This is a genomic window from Streptomyces sp. NPDC025721, from assembly GCF_055558595.1.
In genome coordinates this window covers 14,653-30,952 of record NZ_JBVHMF010000027.1, presented here as the reverse complement: position 1 = coordinate 30,952, position 16,300 = coordinate 14,653, and the positions used below count along the sequence as shown (strand labels likewise).

Here is a 16,300-nt window from a genome sequence, read left to right as displayed (position 1 = left end):
CCGGTTCTCGTACGACGACGGCGCCGGGACGGCGGCCGTGACCGCGCCCATCGGGTTACAGCAGGGACGTGAGCCGCTGCGCCAGCAGGTCCCAGCGCCAGGCGTCCTCGACCCAGCGACGGCCGCGCTCGCCCATCCGGGCGCGCAGGTCGGGGTCGCGCAGCAGGGTCAGGACGCGGTCGGCGCACTGCGCGGGCGAGCCGCCCGCGACCACCCAGCCGGTCTCGCCGTCCAGGACCGCGTCGGGCGCGCCGCCGGAGTCGCCCGCGATCACCGGCAGCCCGGTCGCGGACGCCTCCAGGTAGACGATGCCGAGCCCTTCGACGTCCAGGCCGCCGCGCCGGGTCCTGCACGGCATCGCGAAGACGTCACCGGCGCCGTAGTGGGCGGGCAGCTCCTCCCACGGCACGGGCCCGGTGAAGCGCACCGCGTGGCCGACGCCGGTCCGCTCCGCCAGCTTCTCCAGGTCCCCCCGGTACGGTCCGCCGCCGACGATCAGCAGCGCGGTGTCCGGCACCTCGTGCAGAATCCGGGGCATGGCCTGGATCAGCGTGTCCTGGCCCTTGCGCGGCACCAGCCGCGACACGCACACCACCACCGGGCGGTCGGCGAGGCCGAGCCTGGCCCGTACCACCGCGCCGCCCGAGCCGGGGTGGAAGGTCTTCTCGTCGACGCCCGGCGGCAGTTGGACCATCCGGGCGGCGGCGGCCGGGGTCAGCGCGGCGGCGATCCGGGAGCGGGTGTACTCGCCGAGGTAGGTGAGGGTGTCGGTGCCCTCGCCGATCCGGCGCAGCAGCGAGCGGCTGGCGGGGAGCTGCGCCCAGCCCGCCTCGTGCCCGTGCGTGGTGCCGACCAGCCGCCGCGCCCCGGCCTTGCGCAGCGCGGGCGCCATCAGGCCGAGCGGGGCGGCGGCGCCGAACCAGACGGAGGAGCAGCCGTGTTCCCGCAGCAGGTCGGCGGCGCGCCGGGTGACCCTGCGGGTGGGCAGCAGCATCGAGGTGCGGTCGCGGACCACGGGGAAGGGCTGCTCCGCGTCGAAGCGGGCGACCTCGGCGCCGTCCTTCCAGGTGGAGGTGTAGACGACGACCTGTCCCGGGTCCATCCGCAGCGCCATGCTGTGCACGAAGGACTGGATGCCGCCGGGCCTGGGCGGGAAGTCGTTGGTCACGATCAGGGTCTTGTCCATCGCCGCCGACAGTACCCGCTCACGCGGTGTTCACCCGGCTGGCCGCCACCGGCCGCGTCCGTCCCGCGACCGGGCCGCCGCTCACCGCATGATGCGTATCGTGACAAACACACATATCAGCGGTCGGGGCTGGGCCGTGCTCACCTGGGTCGTCACCCGAGCCGCGTTCTTGTTGTTCGTGTTCGAGGTCGTCCACTTTCCCGGCCAGTACATCGCCCACGATGTCTCGTCCGTCTACCACCGCTGGTACGGGGTGCTGAGCACGGGCAGCTTCCCGCTGCACGACGTGACCTGGCAGTACCCGCCGGGGGCCGCGCTGGTGATCCTCGCGCCCGGCCTGCTGCCCTTCCTCAGCTACACCGCCGCCTTCTTCTGGCTGGCCTTCCTGGCGGACGCGGTGATCCTGGCGGTGCTGCTGCGCGACTCGCGGGTCAGGCGCGGCGGCCGGATGGCCGGGGTGTGGGTGTGGGTCGGCGGCGGCGCGCTGCTCGGCCCGATCATCTACGCCCGCTACGACGTGATGGTGACCGCCGTCGCCGTGGCGGGGCTGCTCCTGCTGCCGCGCCGCCCGAAGGCGGGCGGGGTGCTGGCCGGGGTGGGCGCCATGCTCAAGGTGTGGCCGCTGCTGCTGCTCATCGGGACGCCCCGCGGCCGTACCACCCGGCGGTCGTGGATCTCGGCGGCGGTGACGATGGCGGTGATCGCGCTCGCCTTCCACCTGGCCATGCCGGGCTCGCTGTCCTTCCTCACCTTCCAGCGCGACCGCGGCACCGAGGTCGAGTCGCTGGGGGCCACCGTCTTCCACATCGCCCGGCACTTCGGCTGGCACGGCACCGCGCGGATGCACTACGGGTCGGTCGAGTTCATCGGCCCGCATGTGCACCTGGTGAGCACCGCGGCGATGGCGCTGTCCCTGCTGGCCTTCGCCTGGCTGCTGCTGTGGCGGGTGCGGGCCCGCTCGTACTCGGTCGCCACGCCCTTCGACGCGGCCTTCACCGCGGTGCTGGTCTTCACCACCACCAGCCGGGTGATCAGCCCGCAGTACATGGTGTGGTTGGTCGGCATCGGCGCGGTCTGCATGACGCTGCGGGAGTCGGTGGTACGGCGGCCGGTCGCGCTGATGCTGGGCGCGACGCTCTTCACCACGCTGGAGTTCCCGATCTTCTTCGAGGACATCGCCCACAGCGACAAGCTGGGCGTGGCGCTGATCGTCACCCGTAACGGCCTGCTCGTCCTGGCGTCCCTGAGCGCCTGCCGTCGGCTGTGGGCGGCCACCGTGCCGCGCCGCGCGGCGCGCGGCGCGGTCGAGGGGGAGCCCGCCGACGCCCCGGCCGCGGTGCTGACCCGAGCCGAGCGGGTCGGGGTGCACGACAAGGGCTAGAGCGTGTCCTGCGGGGCGGCCGGGCGCCAGGCGCGGGCGGCGGCGATGCGTTCGGCGGGGGTGGGGTGGGTGCCGAACATCAGGTGCAGGGCGCGCGGCGGGTCGGGGTCGCCGACGTTCGCGACCGTCAGGCGGCGCTGCATCGCGATGAACTCGGCCGGGTCCGCGGTCAGTTCGAGGGCGTGCCGGTCGGCGCGCCGCTCGACCCCGCGGCTCACCGCGCAGCCCAGCGGCCCGGCGACGGCGCCGCCGACAGTGGCGACGGCCGCCAGCAGCCAGGCGGAGCGCGGGTCCGCGAAGTCGTCGGCGCCCGCGAGGTCGAGCAGGGGCCGCCAGGTCACCACGGCGGCCAGGACGCACACGCCGACGGCCGCGCCCAGCGCGCCGAGCGCGGTGCCGCGCGGCACGTCCCGGTGCACGACGTGGCCGAGTTCATGGGCGACCACCAGTTCCACCTCGCGCGGCTGCGCCGTGGTCAGCAGGGTGTCGTAGACGACGATGCGGCGGGTGCGGCCGAAGCCGGACACGTACGCGTTGAGCGCGGTCGTACGGCGCGAGGCGTCGGCGACCAGCACATCCTCGACGGTGACGCCGTCGCGGGCGGCGAGCGCCAGCAGGGCGTCCCTGAGGGGGCCCGGCTCCATCGGCGTGAAGCGGTTGAACAGCGGCTCGAAGATCATGGGCGCCGCCCAGGACATCAGGACGGTCAGCGCGGCGGCGCCGAGCGCGGCCCACGCCCACCAGTGGCCGGTCGCCCCGGCGAGGGCGTAGACGGCGAAGAGCGCGCCGAAGGTGAGCGGCAGCGAGATCAGCAGGCCGCGCAGCACGTCCGCCCACCACCCGCCCCAGCCCTGCGTCACCAGGCCGAACCGGCGGCGCACCACGCGCCCGCGCGCCGCGAAGGGCAGCCCCAGCACCTCGGGCAGCAGCACCAGGGACACCGCCGCGCCCGCCACCCGGCCGCCCCACGTCCCGCCGCCGAACGCCGCGACCAGCCCCGCTCCCCCGGCCGTCAACCCCAGCCCCAGCATCAGCCCCAGCGCTGCCACCCGCCCGCCGAGCGCGACCGGCCACACCCCCCGCCGCAAAGCCCGCGCCCGCCCGACCTCCTCCGCACTGAAGTCCCCCACCCCCGCGGCCGAAGCCCCGGCATCCGCCGCAGGCGAAGATCCTGTTGGCGGCGGCGAGGTGTGCGGGGGGCGTCCTGGGGGGGCGTTCGACGGAGGCGGGGGCCGGTGGGCCGGGGGGTCCGCGGCGGGGTCACGGGTCATGGCAGCTCCTGGTGGAGGTAGGCGCGCCAGCGGGCGGTGAAGGCGGGGAGGGTGGTGCCGAGAGTGGTGCGCAGGTGGGAGTCGACAGTGCCGCCGGAGGCGACGGCGCGGTAGAAGGCGACGAGCGCGTCCGGGGACCACTGGTCGGCGATCAGGCGGCAGGCGAGCCAGCCGCCCTCGTAGGCGCGGGAGAGGCTGTCGGCGTCGGCGGAGTGGAAGTCGGCGTCGGCGGGCAGCGCGGCGGGGACGCGGCCCGCGGCGACGGCGGCGGCCAGCTCCGGGGCGAGCTCGCGGGCGGTGCGGCCCGCCGTACGGTAGGCGGTCCAGTCGGCGGCGCCCTCGGAGAGCCACAGCGGGGTGCGGGCGGTGGTCCACGCGCGGGTGGCGACATGCGTGGTCTCGTGGGTGAGCACGGTCTGCCGGCCGAAGGCGGAGAGCCCGCTGAACGCCTCGGGGTTGATGATCACCCGGTCGGAGCCGACCCGCGCGCTGCCGCCGCCCTCCCCCGTGGTGACGGCGGCGATGTTGCGGTAATCGGCCGGGTCCGCGTCGGCCAGCGCGGCCATCTGGTCCAGCGTGCGCGGCACCTCGACCACCACCTTGCCCGACCACCCGGCGCCGCCCCAGGTCCGCCGGACCTCCGGCACCGCCCGGTCCACGTCCTCGGCGTAGCCGCGCAGCCCGGCGGCGTCGCCGAGCCCGAGCACCAGGCTGTCCGTGCCGCGCACCACCGTCACCCGGCCCTGGTCCCACAGCTGTACGGCGCCGCGGTGCCCGGACGCGGCGCCGTCGTCGTCCCCGGCCACGTACCAGCTCCCGCCCCGCCGGGACAGCGTCAGGTAGTCGGTCGCGGCGACCGGCGCCGCGTCGAATCCGCTGAGCCGGTACCGCAGTTGGACCTCGGCCGCGGCCCGTACCGTGCCGTCGGCGGTCGGCGGCAGGCCGAACGCGCCGGTCCGCACCAGCCGGTAGGACCAGTCGGCCAGCGGCACGTCCGCGATGTCGGTGAACATCGCCTTCTGCCGGTCGAGGAAGCGCGTCGCCCGCGGGTCGATCCCGGCGAGGAAGGCCGCCCGGTCGTGGTGCAGCACCGCGGCGGCCCGCCGGTCGAGCGCCTGCCGGATCCCGGCGTCGGTGGCGTCCGCCGTGGGCCGCCCGCCCGAGGCGGTCCCGCCGCACCCGGCGACGAGCGCCGCCAGCAGCGCCAGGGACAGGCCGAGCGCCGCCGCCCGGACACGGGAAGCGGTCGGCGTACGTCGGAGGGGCGCCACGGCCATGGGCCCGATCGTACGGCCCCGAGGACGCCCCCCACGGCCGGGGCGCCGCGCCCTTACGGCCGGGTCACGGCCGTGATCGGCATCATGCCGACCGGGTCGTAGCGGACCCTGGCACCGGGGTAGGGGGCGTGGATGACCTGGCCGCCGCCGACGTACATCCCGACATGGCTGGCGTCGCCGCGGTAGATCACCAGATCGCCGGGCCGCGCCTGGTCCAGCGGCACCCGCTGCCCGGCGTTCATCTGCTCCTGCGAGGTGCGCGGCAGCGCGACCCCGGCCCGTGCGTACGAGTACTGCATCAGGCCCGAGCAGTCGAAGGAGTTGGGCCCGGTGGCGCCCCAGACGTAAGGGGCGCCGACCATCTGGCGGGCGGCGGCCACGGCCATCGCGCCGCGCCCCGAGGCGGCGGGCAGATTCGGGATGGCCGGCAGGTCGGCGGTCGTGCGGTCGCGGGAAGCGCGCCCGGCGTCCATGCCGGGCCGGTATCCGGCGCGCTGGGCGGCGGGCATCGCGTTGAGCAGCCGCTGGGCCTCGGCGAGCGCCCGCTGCACCGACCGCTTGCGGTCCTGGAGCACCGCCCCGGCCTTGTCCAGTTCGGCGAGCTTGCCCGCCGCCTGGGAGCGCTGCTGGAGCAACAGCCGCTCGGCCTCCTGGAGTTGGCGCAACCGCCCGGCCTGCTGGGCGCTGAGCCGGTCCAAGGTGGTGGCCCGGTCCAGGTACTGGTCGGGGTCCGAGGACATCATCAGGGCGAGCGAGGGGTCGATGCCGCCGCTGCGGTACTGCTCGGAGGCGAGCGAACCCAGCTCCTGCCGCATGTCGTTGACCCGCTGCTGCCCCTCGGCGGCCCGGTCCTGGAGGGTGGTCAGGTCGGCGCGGAGCCGCTTGGCGTGCTCCTGCGCCGCGTTGTACTTCTCGGTGGCCTGCTCGGCCTGCTGGTAGAGCCGGTCGAGCCGGGACGCCGTGTCGGGTGCGCCCCCGCCGGGATCGGCCGAGGCGACCTGCGCCGCACCGCCGGACAGCGCCGCGGTGGCCGCGGCGGCCGCGGACAGCACGGTGACCCGGGTGGTGCGGGCGGCGAAGCCCGGCTGTGGGGAGCGTCGATGGGAAGCCACGGGAGCTGACAGTAGTCAGCGCGACGCGGAGAGTTCAAAGAAGGCGCGGCCCCCGCATCGCCGCGCCGCGCCTCCCGCCCAGGTCACGCACCCGCACCGGGCGGCACCGGGCACTTGTTCATCACCCGAACGCCGTAGGAGTCCGAACGCCGTATGAACGCACCGGGGTCCGCGGGAGACTCCCGCGGACCCGTGAAATCGGTGAGGAACGACGCCGGAAGGCGTCAGATGCGGACGCCGAACTGGAACGGCATGTTGCCGATCGACTCGTAGCGCACCGAGGCGCCCGGCTTCGGCGCGTGCAGCACCATGCCGTTGCCCGCGTAGAGGCCGACGTGGTGGTAGTCGCCGTAGAAGATGACGAGGTCGCCGACGGCGAGCTGGGAGGTGGAGTAGATCCGGGTTCCGGCGTTCGCCTGGGCCTGCGAGGTGCGCGGTATCGTCACGCCGGCCTGGTGGTACGCCCACGAGGTGAGGCCGGAGCAGTCGAAGGAGCTGGGGCCCGAGGCGCCGTACACGTACGGCAGGCCGACCCTGGACTGCGCGGCGGAGAAGGCGGCGGCGGCGCGCTGCGAGGCGGGCTTCGCGTCGCCGAGGTCCACGCGGGTGGTGGAGCGGTTGGCGCGGGCGTCGGCGGCGGCGATGGACGCGCGCTGCGCGGCCGTCAGCGAGTTGAGGATCTGCTGGGCCTGGGCCAGCTTGTCCTTCGCCTCGGCCTTGCGCTTGGCCAGCTCGGTGCGGGTGGTCTGGAGCTCGGTCAGCTTGGCGGTCGCCTCGGCGCGCTGCTGGTCCAGGGTCCGCTTGGCGTCCTGGAGTTGGTGCAGCGAGTCGGTCTGGATCGACGTGAGCTGGTTGAGCGTGGTCGCCTGGTCCAGGTAGTTGTCCGGGTTGGACGACAGGAAGAGCTGGAGCGACGGGTCGATGCCACCGCTGCGGTACTGGGACGCGGCGATGGCGCCGAGGCCGTCCCTGAGCTGGTTCAGGTGCTGCTGCTGCCTGGCCACCTGGTCCTGGAGAGTGCCCGCCTCCTTCTGGAGGGTGTGCAGCTTCTCGTTGGCCCCGTCGTACTTCTCTGAGGCCTGCTCAGCCTGCTCGTACAGCGCGTCCACCTTCGCCTTGGCGTCCTTGACGGTCGGCTTGGCGGGGGCGGCCTGGGCCGCCTGGGAGGTGAGGGCCACCGCGGCTGCGGCGGTGGCGGTCAGCACGGTCACGCGCGTGCGGCTTGCCGGCTTGGGACGACGGTGGGACGCCACGAAGGCGAGCTCCTTCTTCCTTCAGCCGCCTACCGGTTGACTGGCGGGCGGCCCCCGGCGCGCCATCCGGATTGGATGATCGACTGCGCGGAGGTTCGACGCCCGACCTTAGTGACCTATCTGTGATCGGTTCAAATCCTTGTTGGCAAAATCTCGACCGGTTCGCACATTCTTTACGACCTTCGTACGCGCAGTGAGGGTGGATCAACGCTCCGTCGACGATGGCGCGTTCGCGAACCGAATGTCCGAACGAATAGTGATGTGTTCGGTGGTTCGGTGGTTCGGTGGTTCGGTGCTGCGGCGGTGCGGCGACCGGGAGCCGGGGGGCCGGAGGCGCGGGCGGCGCGAGCGGCAAGCGCGGTTCAGACGCGTGCGAGACGTTTCAGCAGCAGGACGGAGGCGACCGGGCGGGCGCCCGCCTTGGCCACCCCGTCGGCGACTTCGCGGTCCGCGGAGACCACCACGATCTGCCGGCCGGGCGGTTCCGCCCGCACCAGCCGCCGGATCAACTCGTCAGCGGTCTCACCGGCCTTGCTGAACAGCACCCGCACCCCGCGCGGCGGCGCGAGCAGCACCGGCATGTCCAGGTCGGCGCCGTCGAAGACACAGGTGACCTCGGCGCCGCTCTGCGCGGCCAGCGCCGCGAGCCCGCCGAGCAGCCGCAGCCGCTGTTTCTCCAACGGCATCGACGGATAGCCGGTCTTGGTGACGTTGTAGCCGTCGACGACGAGGTGCGCCTGCGGCAGCGCGAGCAACTGGTCGAGCAGCGCCGGGTCGGTCTCGGACAGCGCGCGGGTGGCGATGTCGCGCGGGCTGAAGGCCCCGGGCGCGACCGCGTCCACCGTGTCGGCGGGGCGTACGCCCAGGGTGTCGCGCGGCGGCAGGGCCAGTTCACGGCGGAGCCCCGAGGCCGCGTCGAGGACGGTGTCCAGCAGCAGGCGCAGCCGTACGTCCTCGATGCTGCGGCCCTCACGGGCGGCGCGGCGGCCCGACTCGACCGCCGCCTCGGCCTCGGCGAGCCGGGTGCGCAGCCGCCGTGCCTCGCTCTCCGCGGCGGCCTTGTCCTGGGCGGCGGCGGCCCGCGCCTCGTCCAGTTCCGCCTGGATCTTGCGCTGGGCGGCCTCGGCGCGCTTGACGTCGCTGAGGGCGCTGCGCAGCTTGCGGTGCACCGAGTCGCCCTCCTTGCGGACGGCGTCCAGTTCGGCGCGGGCCCGTACGGCGTCCGAGCGCAGCTGCGTGTGCAGGCCCTGGACCTCCTCGCGGAGCTTGGCCAGTTCGCGCAGCGTCTCCTCGTCGGCCCGCTCGGCGTGCGCCCGTTGGGCCTCCTCGCCCGCGGTGGTGACAAGCTTGGCCCAGCCCGCGGGGCGCAGCAGATAGGCCGCGGCGGCCACGTCGAGCGGATCCGCGGCGGGCGGCGGGGTGCCGGCGTCCAGCGCCCCGGTCAGCTCCGGCTGCGCCTCGCGCAGTTTGCCCGCGACCTTGTGCCGGAAGGCCGGGTCGCCCTCCAGCGCGGTGGCCAGCGCGGTGGCCGCGTATTTCACACGTCTGGACGGGGTGAAACGGGCGTACGGCCGCAGCGAGACCGGCAGTTCGGCGAAGGTGAACCCGCCGAAGGCGTCGGCGGCGATGGCGACGACGCGGTGGCGTACGCCTTCGGGCAGCGGCCGGTCGAGCGCGGGTTCATGAGCGGCGTCGTCATCGGCAGTGACACCGGTATCGGCGGGGTCGGCGGTATCACCGGTGTCGGCGGGGTCACCGGGAGCGTCGGCGCCGGGGGCAGCGTTGCCGTCGGGAGCGCTGCCGGAGACGCTGCCGGTAGAGCCGTCGGGAGTGCCGCCGCCGTCACGGCCGGGCGGTGCTTCGGCGCCCGGTTCGTCGTCGGCCCGCGGTGTGTCGGGGTCCTGCGCCGCGGCGCCGGACGCGTCGGCGCCCGGCCCGTCGGCGGCATCCGTCTCGGACCCCCTCGCCTCGGCCCGCGGAAAGCCGCCGATACCGTCCACCAGTCACTCCCGTCCGGTTACACGGCGCCTCCCCGGCCCCCTTCGATCCCTCCGGCCGCCGCCTCTTGCATCCATTGTCCCCGTAAGGAGGCTCAGTCCCGCGCCGAACCGGTCTCCGCGTCCGCGCCGGAGTCCGTTTCCCCGGCCGTTCCCTCGGACGTTCCCGCGGCCACGGCCGCGCCCGGCCGGTCGACCAGCTCGATCTGGTCCGCGGCGTTGCACCAGCGGCACCGCACGGACTCGACCGTCTCGGTCAGCACGTCGGTCTCCTCGATCCGCGGCTCGCCGCCGAGGTCGAGATGGACGTACTCCACGACCCGCGTGGAGCGGGTCACGTCGAACCGGGTCAGATTGCCGCACTGCGTGCAGCGCCACCGGGTGGTGGCGGTGGGCATGGGCACCGGCATCGGTCCTGCACCTCTTCCTCGGTCGGGCGTATCAGTGCTGACGGGCGTACGTCGGGGTCACCTTACGGCCTCCGACCCGCGACGCGCTGCGGCGAGGCGGCCTATGTCCGTTACGACCGCTGCGTCATCATCGGTCCATGGTCATCCCGGTGTACGACAAGAACCCGGTCCGCCGCACGCCGGTCGTGACGTATGCGCTGATCGCCCTGTGCACCGTGGTCTTCCTCCTCGGACCGCTGTCCGGCTTCAACCCCTCCTACGGCACGGGCGACAAGCTCCAGTGCGCGCAGGCCGTCTACTTCGCGCACTGGGGTGTCATCCCCAGTGAGCTGTTCCACGGCCGGCTCCCGATGGACCGGCTCGACCTGCCCGCGGGCTGCGCGGCCCCGCACGCGTACGCGAAGTCGCCGCTGCTGTCGGTGCTCACGGCGATGTTCCTGCACGGGAGCTGGCTGCACCTGATCGGCAACATGCTCTTCCTCTACGTCTTCGGCGACAACGTCGAGAACCGGATGGGCCGGGTGCGCTTCGCGCTCTTCTACCTGGTCGCGGGCTATCTGGCGACGTACGGGTTCGCGCTCGCCAACCCCGAGTCGACGCAGAGCCTGGTCGGCGCGTCCGGGGCGATCTCCGGGGCGCTGGGCGCGTATCTCTATCTGTATCCCAAGGCCCGGGTGACGAGCCTGTTCCCCTTCCTCTTCTTCATCCCGCTGCGCTTCCCCGCGTGGATGGTGCTCGGCTTCTGGTTCGTCCTCCAGTGGCTGGCCGCCCAGACCGGCAACAACGGTCCGGGAGTGGCGTATCTCGCCCATGTCGTCGGCTTCGCCTTCGGGTTCCTGTGCGCCTGGGTGTGCTACCGGCCGCGTCGTAAGCTGAGCGTCGTAGTCGGGTCGACCCAAGGAGACATCCAGCCGTGATCACCGCGATCGTGCTCATCAAGACTTCCGTCGACCGGATTCCGGAGATCGCCGAGGCCATCGCCGCGCTGGACAACGTCAGCGAGGTCTACTCCGTGACCGGCACGTACGACCTCGTCGCGCTGGTCCGCGTCGCCCGCCACGACGACCTGGCCGACATCATTCCGGGCCGGATCTCCAAGATCCCCGGCGTCGAGGCCACCGACACCCATGTCGCCTTCCGTACGTACTCGCAGCACGACCTGGAGGCCGCGTTCGCGATCGGCCTCGACGCCTGAGGCTGATTCCCTCTACGGATTCCGCCTACGGGTCCGTCCTACGGATTCGTCCTGCGCTCCCGGTACGCGGTCACGCGCGGGCCGCGTCGAGCAGCGGGCCCAACTCCCGTGCGGCGGTGGTGAGGGCGCGGACGTCGCGCTCGGCCCTGGCGATCAGGATCGCGCCCTCCAGGGTGCTGATCATGAGGGTCGCCAGCGGTACGGACCGGTCCTCGGGAACGCCCATGCCGGTCAGCGCCGCGGCCACCGGCGCGGTCCAGGCCGCGAAGGCGGCGGCGGTCGCCTTCCGGGTGGACTCGGTGGTCCGCGCGCAGTCCACCGAGGCGGCGGCGACCGGGCATCCGGCGTCGAAGCCGTCGGCCGCGTACTCGTCCGTCCACTGGCCGACCATCGCGGCGAACAGCCCGCCGGGGGTCGGGTCGGGCAGCGCGGCCAGGAAGCGGGCGACGCGCTTGGCGGCGTAGTTACCCGCCCAGACGACCGCCTCGTTGACGAGCTGTTCCTTGCCGTCGGGGAAGTAGTGCTGGAGCGAGCCGCGCGGGGCGCCCGCGTGGGCGGCGACCTCGCGCATGCCGGTCGCGCCGACGCCCTCGCGCCGGATGAGCTGGGCCGCGCTGAAGACCATCCGCTCGCGCGGTCCGCGTTCTGACCCGGCCATCGTCGACACCTCCACGGAGCTACTGCGTTCCGACCCCTGCCGCACGGGTCGTCCGGGCCACCTTATAGACGGCGGTCAGACCGTCCGGGGTGTACGACGCGCGGACCGGTTCCAGGCGGCGGCCGAGCGCGGCGAGCAGGCCCCGCCTGCCGTGCGGGACGTTCACCGTCACGTGCTCGACACCCCTGGCCCGCGCGCGGGCCAGCAGCAGGCCGACCATGGCGGTGCCGACGCCCCGGCGCTGCCAGGCGTCCACCACCAGCACGCCCAGCTCGCCGCCGGTTCCCGGCCCGGCGGTGTCGTCCGCCGCGAAGCCCGCGATTCCCACCAGGCGGTCCCGGCCGCCGCGGTACGCGACCACGGCGTCGTGCGCCGCGGGCGGTCCTGCCAGCAGACGGTCCAGGTGGGCGCGGGGGAATTCGCGCGCGCCGCCGAGGAAGCGCAGCCGGACCGTCTCCGGGGAGCAGGCCGCGAAGAGGGCGGCCACCGCGTCCGCGTCGGCGGGCCTGAGCAGGTCGATCCCGTCGGCGGGAGCGGCCGCCCGCCGCTCCGCACCCTCTATGACCACTGTCATAACGACCAGTATTATGACGGCTGTCATAAACGGCAAGAGAGGCGGCGGTGCGTCGTGGACATCGGTTTCCTGGGGCTCGGGGTCATGGGCCGGCCCATGGCGCTCAATCTCCTCCGCGCCGGGACCCCGCTGGTGGTGTGGAACCGCAGCGCGCCCGCCGCCGAGGCCCTGCGGGCGGCGGGCGCCGAAACCGCCGACAGCCCCGCCGACCTCTTCCACCGGGCCGGGACCGTCTTCGTGATGCTCGCCGACGGCGCCGCCATCGACTCCTGCCTCGGCCGCGGCACCCCCGCCTTCGCGGCGAACGTCGCGGGGCACACCCTCGTGCACATGGGCACGACCTCGCCCGAGTACTCGCTCGGCCTCGAAGCCGAGGTCCGCGCGGCGGGCGGCCACTACGTCGAGGCCCCGGTCTCCGGCTCCCGCGCCCCGGCCGAGGCGGGCCGCCTGGTGGCGATGCTCGCGGGCGAGGACGCCGCCGTCTCAGCGGTACGGCCGCTGCTGGCGCCCATGTGCCACGAGACCTTCGTCTGCGGGCCGGTGCCCGGCGCCCTGCTCATGAAGCTGTCGGTCAACCTCTTCCTGATCACCGTGGTCACCGGGCTCACCGAGGCGTTCCACTTCGCCGAGCGGCACGGCGTCGACGCCCGTCAGTTCCTCGCCGTGCTCGACGCGGGACCGATGGCCAGCGGCGTCTCCCGTATGAAGTCCCCCAAGCTGCTCGCCCGCGACTTCACCGTCCAGGCCGCCGCCGCCGACGTCCTCATGAACAACCGCCTCATCGCGGAGGCCGCCCGCGCCTCCGCCACCGCCACTCCCCTGCTCGACACCTGCCTCGCCCTGTTCACCGAGACCGCCGCCACCGACCCGGCCGCGGACATGATCGCCGTCCTGAAGGCCATCGAGTCCCGCACCGAAGACGCCGTTCGTGTTCCGCCGGAGAGGCGCTAGCCGCGGTCCGGCACGCAGCGGCCGTCCTCCGTGCGGTAGTTCCACTGGGCGCCGTCGCGCACGAGGGTGCGGACGGCGTGGACGAAGCGGTCGACGTGCTCCTCGGGGGTGCCCGCGCCGAAGCTCACGCGGATGGCGTTGAGGACGCGCTCGCCGGGCGCGGCCTCGGGAGCGCCGCACTCGCCCGGGTCGTCGCCCTCGGCGCCGAGGAGCGTACGCACCAGCGGGTGGGCACAGAAGAGACCGTCACGGACACCGATCCCGTACTCGGCGGAGAGCGCGGCGGCGAAGTGCGAGCTGTTCCAGCCCTGGACGACGAAGGAGAGCACGCCGACCCGGGGCGCGTCCTCGCCGAACAGGGAGAGCACCCGCACCTCGGGCACGGAGGCGAGCCCTTCCCGCAGCCGGGCGAGCAACCGCTGCTCACGGGTGACGAGTTGGTCGAACCCGGCCTCGGTCAGCGCCTTGCAGGCCGCGGCGATGGCGTAGACGCCGATGACGTTCGGCGACCCGGCCTCGTGCCGCGCCGCGGTGGTGTGCCACTCGACGTCGACTCCGCCGTCCGCGCGCCGCGCGACCTTGCGGCTGGCGCCGCCGCCCGCGAGGTACGGCTCGGCCTCGCGCAGCCAGTCGGCGCGGCCCGCGAGGACACCGGAGCCGAAGGGCGCGTACAGCTTGTGGCCGGAGAAGGCGACCCAGTCGACGTCGAGCGCGGCGATGTCCACCGGGTGGTGCGGGGCCAGTTGGGCGGCGTCCAGGACGATACGGGCGCCGTGCCGGTGCGCGGCGGCGGCCAGCTCCCGCACCGGCCACAGCTCACCGGTGACGTTGGAGGCGCCGGTGACGCAGACCAGCTTGGGCCCCTTGGGGGCGCCGTGCAGGGCCACGTCGAGCGCGGCGACGGCCTGCTCGGGCGTCCGCGGCGCGCCCAGGACGGTGACCCGCGCGTCGTCCCGCGTCCGCCACGGCAGCAGCGAGGCGTGGTGCTCGGTCTCGAAGACGAAGACGTGGGTGCCCGCCGGGATGACGGCGGCGAGCAGATTGAGCGAGTCGGTCGTCGAACGGGTGAAGATCACCTGGTCCTCGGCCCGACAGCCGAGGAATTCCGCGACCGTGACCCGGCTCTGCTCGAACAGGTCGGTGGAGAGCTGCGAGAGGTAGCCGGCGCCGCGGTGCACGCTGCCGTAGTAGGGGGCGTAGGCGGCCACGTCGTCCCACACCCGCTGGAGCGCGGGGGCGCTGGCGGCGTAGTCGAGCGCGGCGTACGTCACTTCGCCGCCCGTCACGAGCGGCACGAGGACGTCCCGGCCCAGAACGGGCAGCGGGGTACAAATCTCACGGTCGGTGGCAGCGATGGACACAGTCATGGCGATCTCCCGGATTACGGCAGGCGAAATCACCGCACGTCTGAAGCCGAAAAGGAATGGCTCGCGGTACAGAAGCGCGGGATGGAAACGTCGAACGAAAGGCGGAACGGCGGAACCGGGCCGACAGGCCCTATCGCATTCGCTTGCTCATGAAAGAACTCCCCAAGTCCGGCTTGCCATGAGCCTCGCTGCTCACGGCCTGGTCATCACCCGGGGCACCCCGCCTCGGACGGAGGGTTGCCGGACAGCGAGCCGGGGCCTTGACGCTGTCACTCGTGACCTGGACAGCATTCTGCCACAAGGCGCCGAACGCACAAGACGCCGTCCAGAAATTGGACAGCGTCGTGTGCTCGGTCCCCGGGGGACCTATCCGAATTCCGCCACAGTGGCGATTACGCGTTGCTCGCCGCCGCCCACCGCTCCAGCGTCGCCGCCGCCGCGCCCGAGTCGATCGACTCGGCCGCCGTCACCAGACCGGCCGCGATCTGCTCCTCCAACGGCCCGCTGCCGGGCCGCAGGGCCACCAGCGCCGCCGCCGAGTTGAGCAGCACGGCGTCCCGTACGGGCCCGGTCTCGCCCGCGAGCAGCCGCCGGGCGACGTCCGCGTTGTGGGCCGCGTCGGCGCCGCGCAGCGCCTCCACGGGCACCAGGGGCAGGCCGACGTCCCGCGGGTCGAAGGCGGTCTGCTCCACCTTGCCGTCGCGCACCACCCACACCTGGGAGGTGGCGGTGGTGGTCAGCTCGTCCAGGCCGTCGTCACCGCGGAACACCAGTGCGGACGAGCCGCGTTCGGCCAGCACCCCGGCCATGATCGGCGCCATCCGCGGGTCCGCGACCCCGGTGGCCTGCGCCCGCACCCGGGCCGGATTGGTCAGCGGGCCGAGGAAGTTGAAGACGGTCGCCACCCCCAACTGGCTCCGGGCGGTGCCCGCGTGGCGCAGCGCGGGGTGGAATTTGATCGCGAAGCAGAAGGTGATGCCCGCCTCCTCCGCGACCTCCACGACCCGCTGCGGCGTCAGTTGCAGATTGACGCCGAGCTCTCCCAGGACGTCGGAGGCGCCGCTGGCCGAGGACGCGGCGCGGTTGCCGTGCTTGACGACCTTCGCGCCGGTGCCCGCGACCACGATCGCCGACATGGTGGAGATGTTGACGGTCTTCGCCCGGTCGCCGCCGGTGCCGACGATGTCCACGGTCGCGCCGGGCACCTCGATGGTGTTCGCGTGCGCGTACATCGACCGCACCATGCCGGAGACCTCTTCGACGGTCTCCCCCTTCGCCCGCAGCGCGACGACGAACCCGGCGATCTGCACGTCGCTCGCCTCGCCGCGCATGATCGCGTCCATCGCCCACGCGGTGTCGTCCCCACCCAGATTCCGCCCTGCCAGCAGCGTGGTCAGCACGTCCGGCCAGGACCGCGTCGCCGGACTCTCGCCGCCTGCCGGGGTCACAACGCTCATGGTCCACGCTCCTGGTGGTGGGATGGGGAACTGCGCGCTCAGCCTATCCGCGCCGCGGGGCCCGACGGCTCCCTGCCCGCACTGCGGACGGCGGACGCCGAAGGGGGGGGGGGGGGGGGGGGGGGGGGGGGGGGGGGGGGGGAGGGGGGAGGGGGGGGGGGGGGGGGGGGGGGGGGGGGGGGGGGGGGGGGGGGGGGGGGGGGTGGGGTGT

15 protein-coding genes and 1 riboswitch are annotated in these 16,300 nt (G+C 73.8%); of the genes, 4 read left to right on the top strand and 11 right to left on the bottom strand.

Annotated elements, in window-relative coordinates:
- Positions 1-55 precede the first annotated feature (55 nt).
- Complete coding sequence (locus ACZ4EF_RS29545; RefSeq protein ID WP_467507137.1) at positions 56-1,186, bottom strand: glycosyltransferase family 4 protein; 1,131 nt, start codon at positions 1,184-1,186, stop codon at positions 56-58.
- Positions 1,187-1,277: 91 nt separating this feature from the next.
- Here ACZ4EF_RS29545 and ACZ4EF_RS29540 point away from each other — a divergent pair, with 91 nt between their 5' ends.
- The gene (locus ACZ4EF_RS29540; RefSeq protein WP_391043902.1) at positions 1,278-2,567 is read left to right on the top strand and encodes a glycosyltransferase 87 family protein; all 1,290 of its coding nucleotides are present in this window, start codon (positions 1,278-1,280) and stop codon (positions 2,565-2,567) included.
- Here the strand turns inward: ACZ4EF_RS29540 and ACZ4EF_RS29535 are convergent.
- From ACZ4EF_RS29535 to ACZ4EF_RS29510, 6 genes are all read right to left on the bottom strand, one after another.
- Complete coding sequence (locus ACZ4EF_RS29535; RefSeq protein WP_467507135.1) at positions 2,564-3,616, bottom strand: M48 family metalloprotease; 1,053 nt, start codon at positions 3,614-3,616, stop codon at positions 2,564-2,566. The two genes, ACZ4EF_RS29540 and ACZ4EF_RS29535, sit on opposite strands and share 4 nt — an antisense overlap.
- Positions 3,617-3,834: 218 nt before the next feature.
- Positions 3,835-5,115, bottom strand: coding sequence for a hypothetical protein (locus tag ACZ4EF_RS29530; RefSeq protein ID WP_467507133.1), 1,281 nt, complete (start codon positions 5,113-5,115; stop codon positions 3,835-3,837).
- A 53-nt stretch (positions 5,116-5,168) separates the two neighbouring features.
- Positions 5,169-6,227 carry a C40 family peptidase gene (locus ACZ4EF_RS29525; protein ID WP_391159808.1) on the bottom strand — a complete coding sequence of 353 codons (1,059 nt, stop codon included), beginning with the start codon at positions 6,225-6,227 and terminating at the stop codon, positions 5,169-5,171.
- A gap of 224 nt (positions 6,228-6,451) precedes the next feature.
- Positions 6,452-7,480 (bottom strand): C40 family peptidase, encoded by a 1,029-nt coding sequence (locus tag ACZ4EF_RS29520; protein WP_391043892.1) that lies wholly within the window; start codon positions 7,478-7,480, stop codon positions 6,452-6,454.
- Positions 7,481-7,842: 362 nt separating this feature from the next.
- A complete protein-coding gene (locus tag ACZ4EF_RS29515; RefSeq protein ID WP_391044265.1) occupies positions 7,843-9,141 on the bottom strand; it encodes an NYN domain-containing protein in 1,299 nt (432 codons plus the stop codon).
- A gap of 431 nt (positions 9,142-9,572) precedes the next feature.
- Complete coding sequence (locus tag ACZ4EF_RS29510) at positions 9,573-9,887, bottom strand: hypothetical protein (RefSeq protein WP_391043890.1); 315 nt, start codon at positions 9,885-9,887, stop codon at positions 9,573-9,575.
- A gap of 137 nt (positions 9,888-10,024) precedes the next feature.
- Between ACZ4EF_RS29510 and ACZ4EF_RS29505 the strand changes: the two genes are divergently transcribed.
- A complete protein-coding gene (locus tag ACZ4EF_RS29505) occupies positions 10,025-10,804 on the top strand; it encodes a rhomboid family intramembrane serine protease (protein WP_355334249.1) in 780 nt (259 codons plus the stop codon).
- Positions 10,801-11,082 (top strand): Lrp/AsnC ligand binding domain-containing protein, encoded by a 282-nt coding sequence (locus ACZ4EF_RS29500; protein WP_188281460.1) that lies wholly within the window; start codon positions 10,801-10,803, stop codon positions 11,080-11,082. Before ACZ4EF_RS29505 ends, ACZ4EF_RS29500 begins: the two co-directional genes overlap by 4 nt.
- 70 nt (positions 11,083-11,152) lie before the next feature.
- On the opposite strand, the gene ACZ4EF_RS29495 is transcribed toward ACZ4EF_RS29500, so the two are convergent.
- Together ACZ4EF_RS29495 and ACZ4EF_RS29490 are read right to left on the bottom strand one after the other, a co-directional pair.
- Positions 11,153-11,740 carry a TetR/AcrR family transcriptional regulator gene (locus ACZ4EF_RS29495; RefSeq protein WP_467507130.1) on the bottom strand — a complete coding sequence of 196 codons (588 nt, stop codon included), beginning with the start codon at positions 11,738-11,740 and terminating at the stop codon, positions 11,153-11,155.
- A 19-nt stretch (positions 11,741-11,759) separates the two neighbouring features.
- Entirely contained in the window at positions 11,760-12,314 is a 555-nt protein-coding gene (locus ACZ4EF_RS29490; protein ID WP_391159812.1) for a GNAT family N-acetyltransferase, read from the bottom strand.
- A 54-nt stretch (positions 12,315-12,368) separates the two neighbouring features.
- Between ACZ4EF_RS29490 and ACZ4EF_RS29485 the strand changes: the two genes are divergently transcribed.
- A complete protein-coding gene (locus ACZ4EF_RS29485; protein WP_467507128.1) occupies positions 12,369-13,265 on the top strand; it encodes an NAD(P)-dependent oxidoreductase in 897 nt (298 codons plus the stop codon).
- Here ACZ4EF_RS29485 and ACZ4EF_RS29480 read toward each other — a convergent pair.
- Together ACZ4EF_RS29480 and trpD are read right to left on the bottom strand one after the other, a co-directional pair.
- Entirely contained in the window at positions 13,262-14,632 is a 1,371-nt protein-coding gene (locus ACZ4EF_RS29480; protein ID WP_467507126.1) for an aminotransferase class V-fold PLP-dependent enzyme, read from the bottom strand. The genes ACZ4EF_RS29485 and ACZ4EF_RS29480 overlap by 4 nt on opposite strands.
- A 164-nt stretch (positions 14,633-14,796) precedes the next feature.
- Positions 14,797-14,913, bottom strand: a riboswitch (SAM riboswitch).
- Between the two features lie 111 nt (positions 14,914-15,024).
- Positions 15,025-16,089 carry an anthranilate phosphoribosyltransferase gene (trpD, locus tag ACZ4EF_RS29475; RefSeq protein ID WP_355334260.1) on the bottom strand — a complete coding sequence of 355 codons (1,065 nt, stop codon included), beginning with the start codon at positions 16,087-16,089 and terminating at the stop codon, positions 15,025-15,027.
- Between the last annotated feature and the right edge of the window lie 211 nt (positions 16,090-16,300).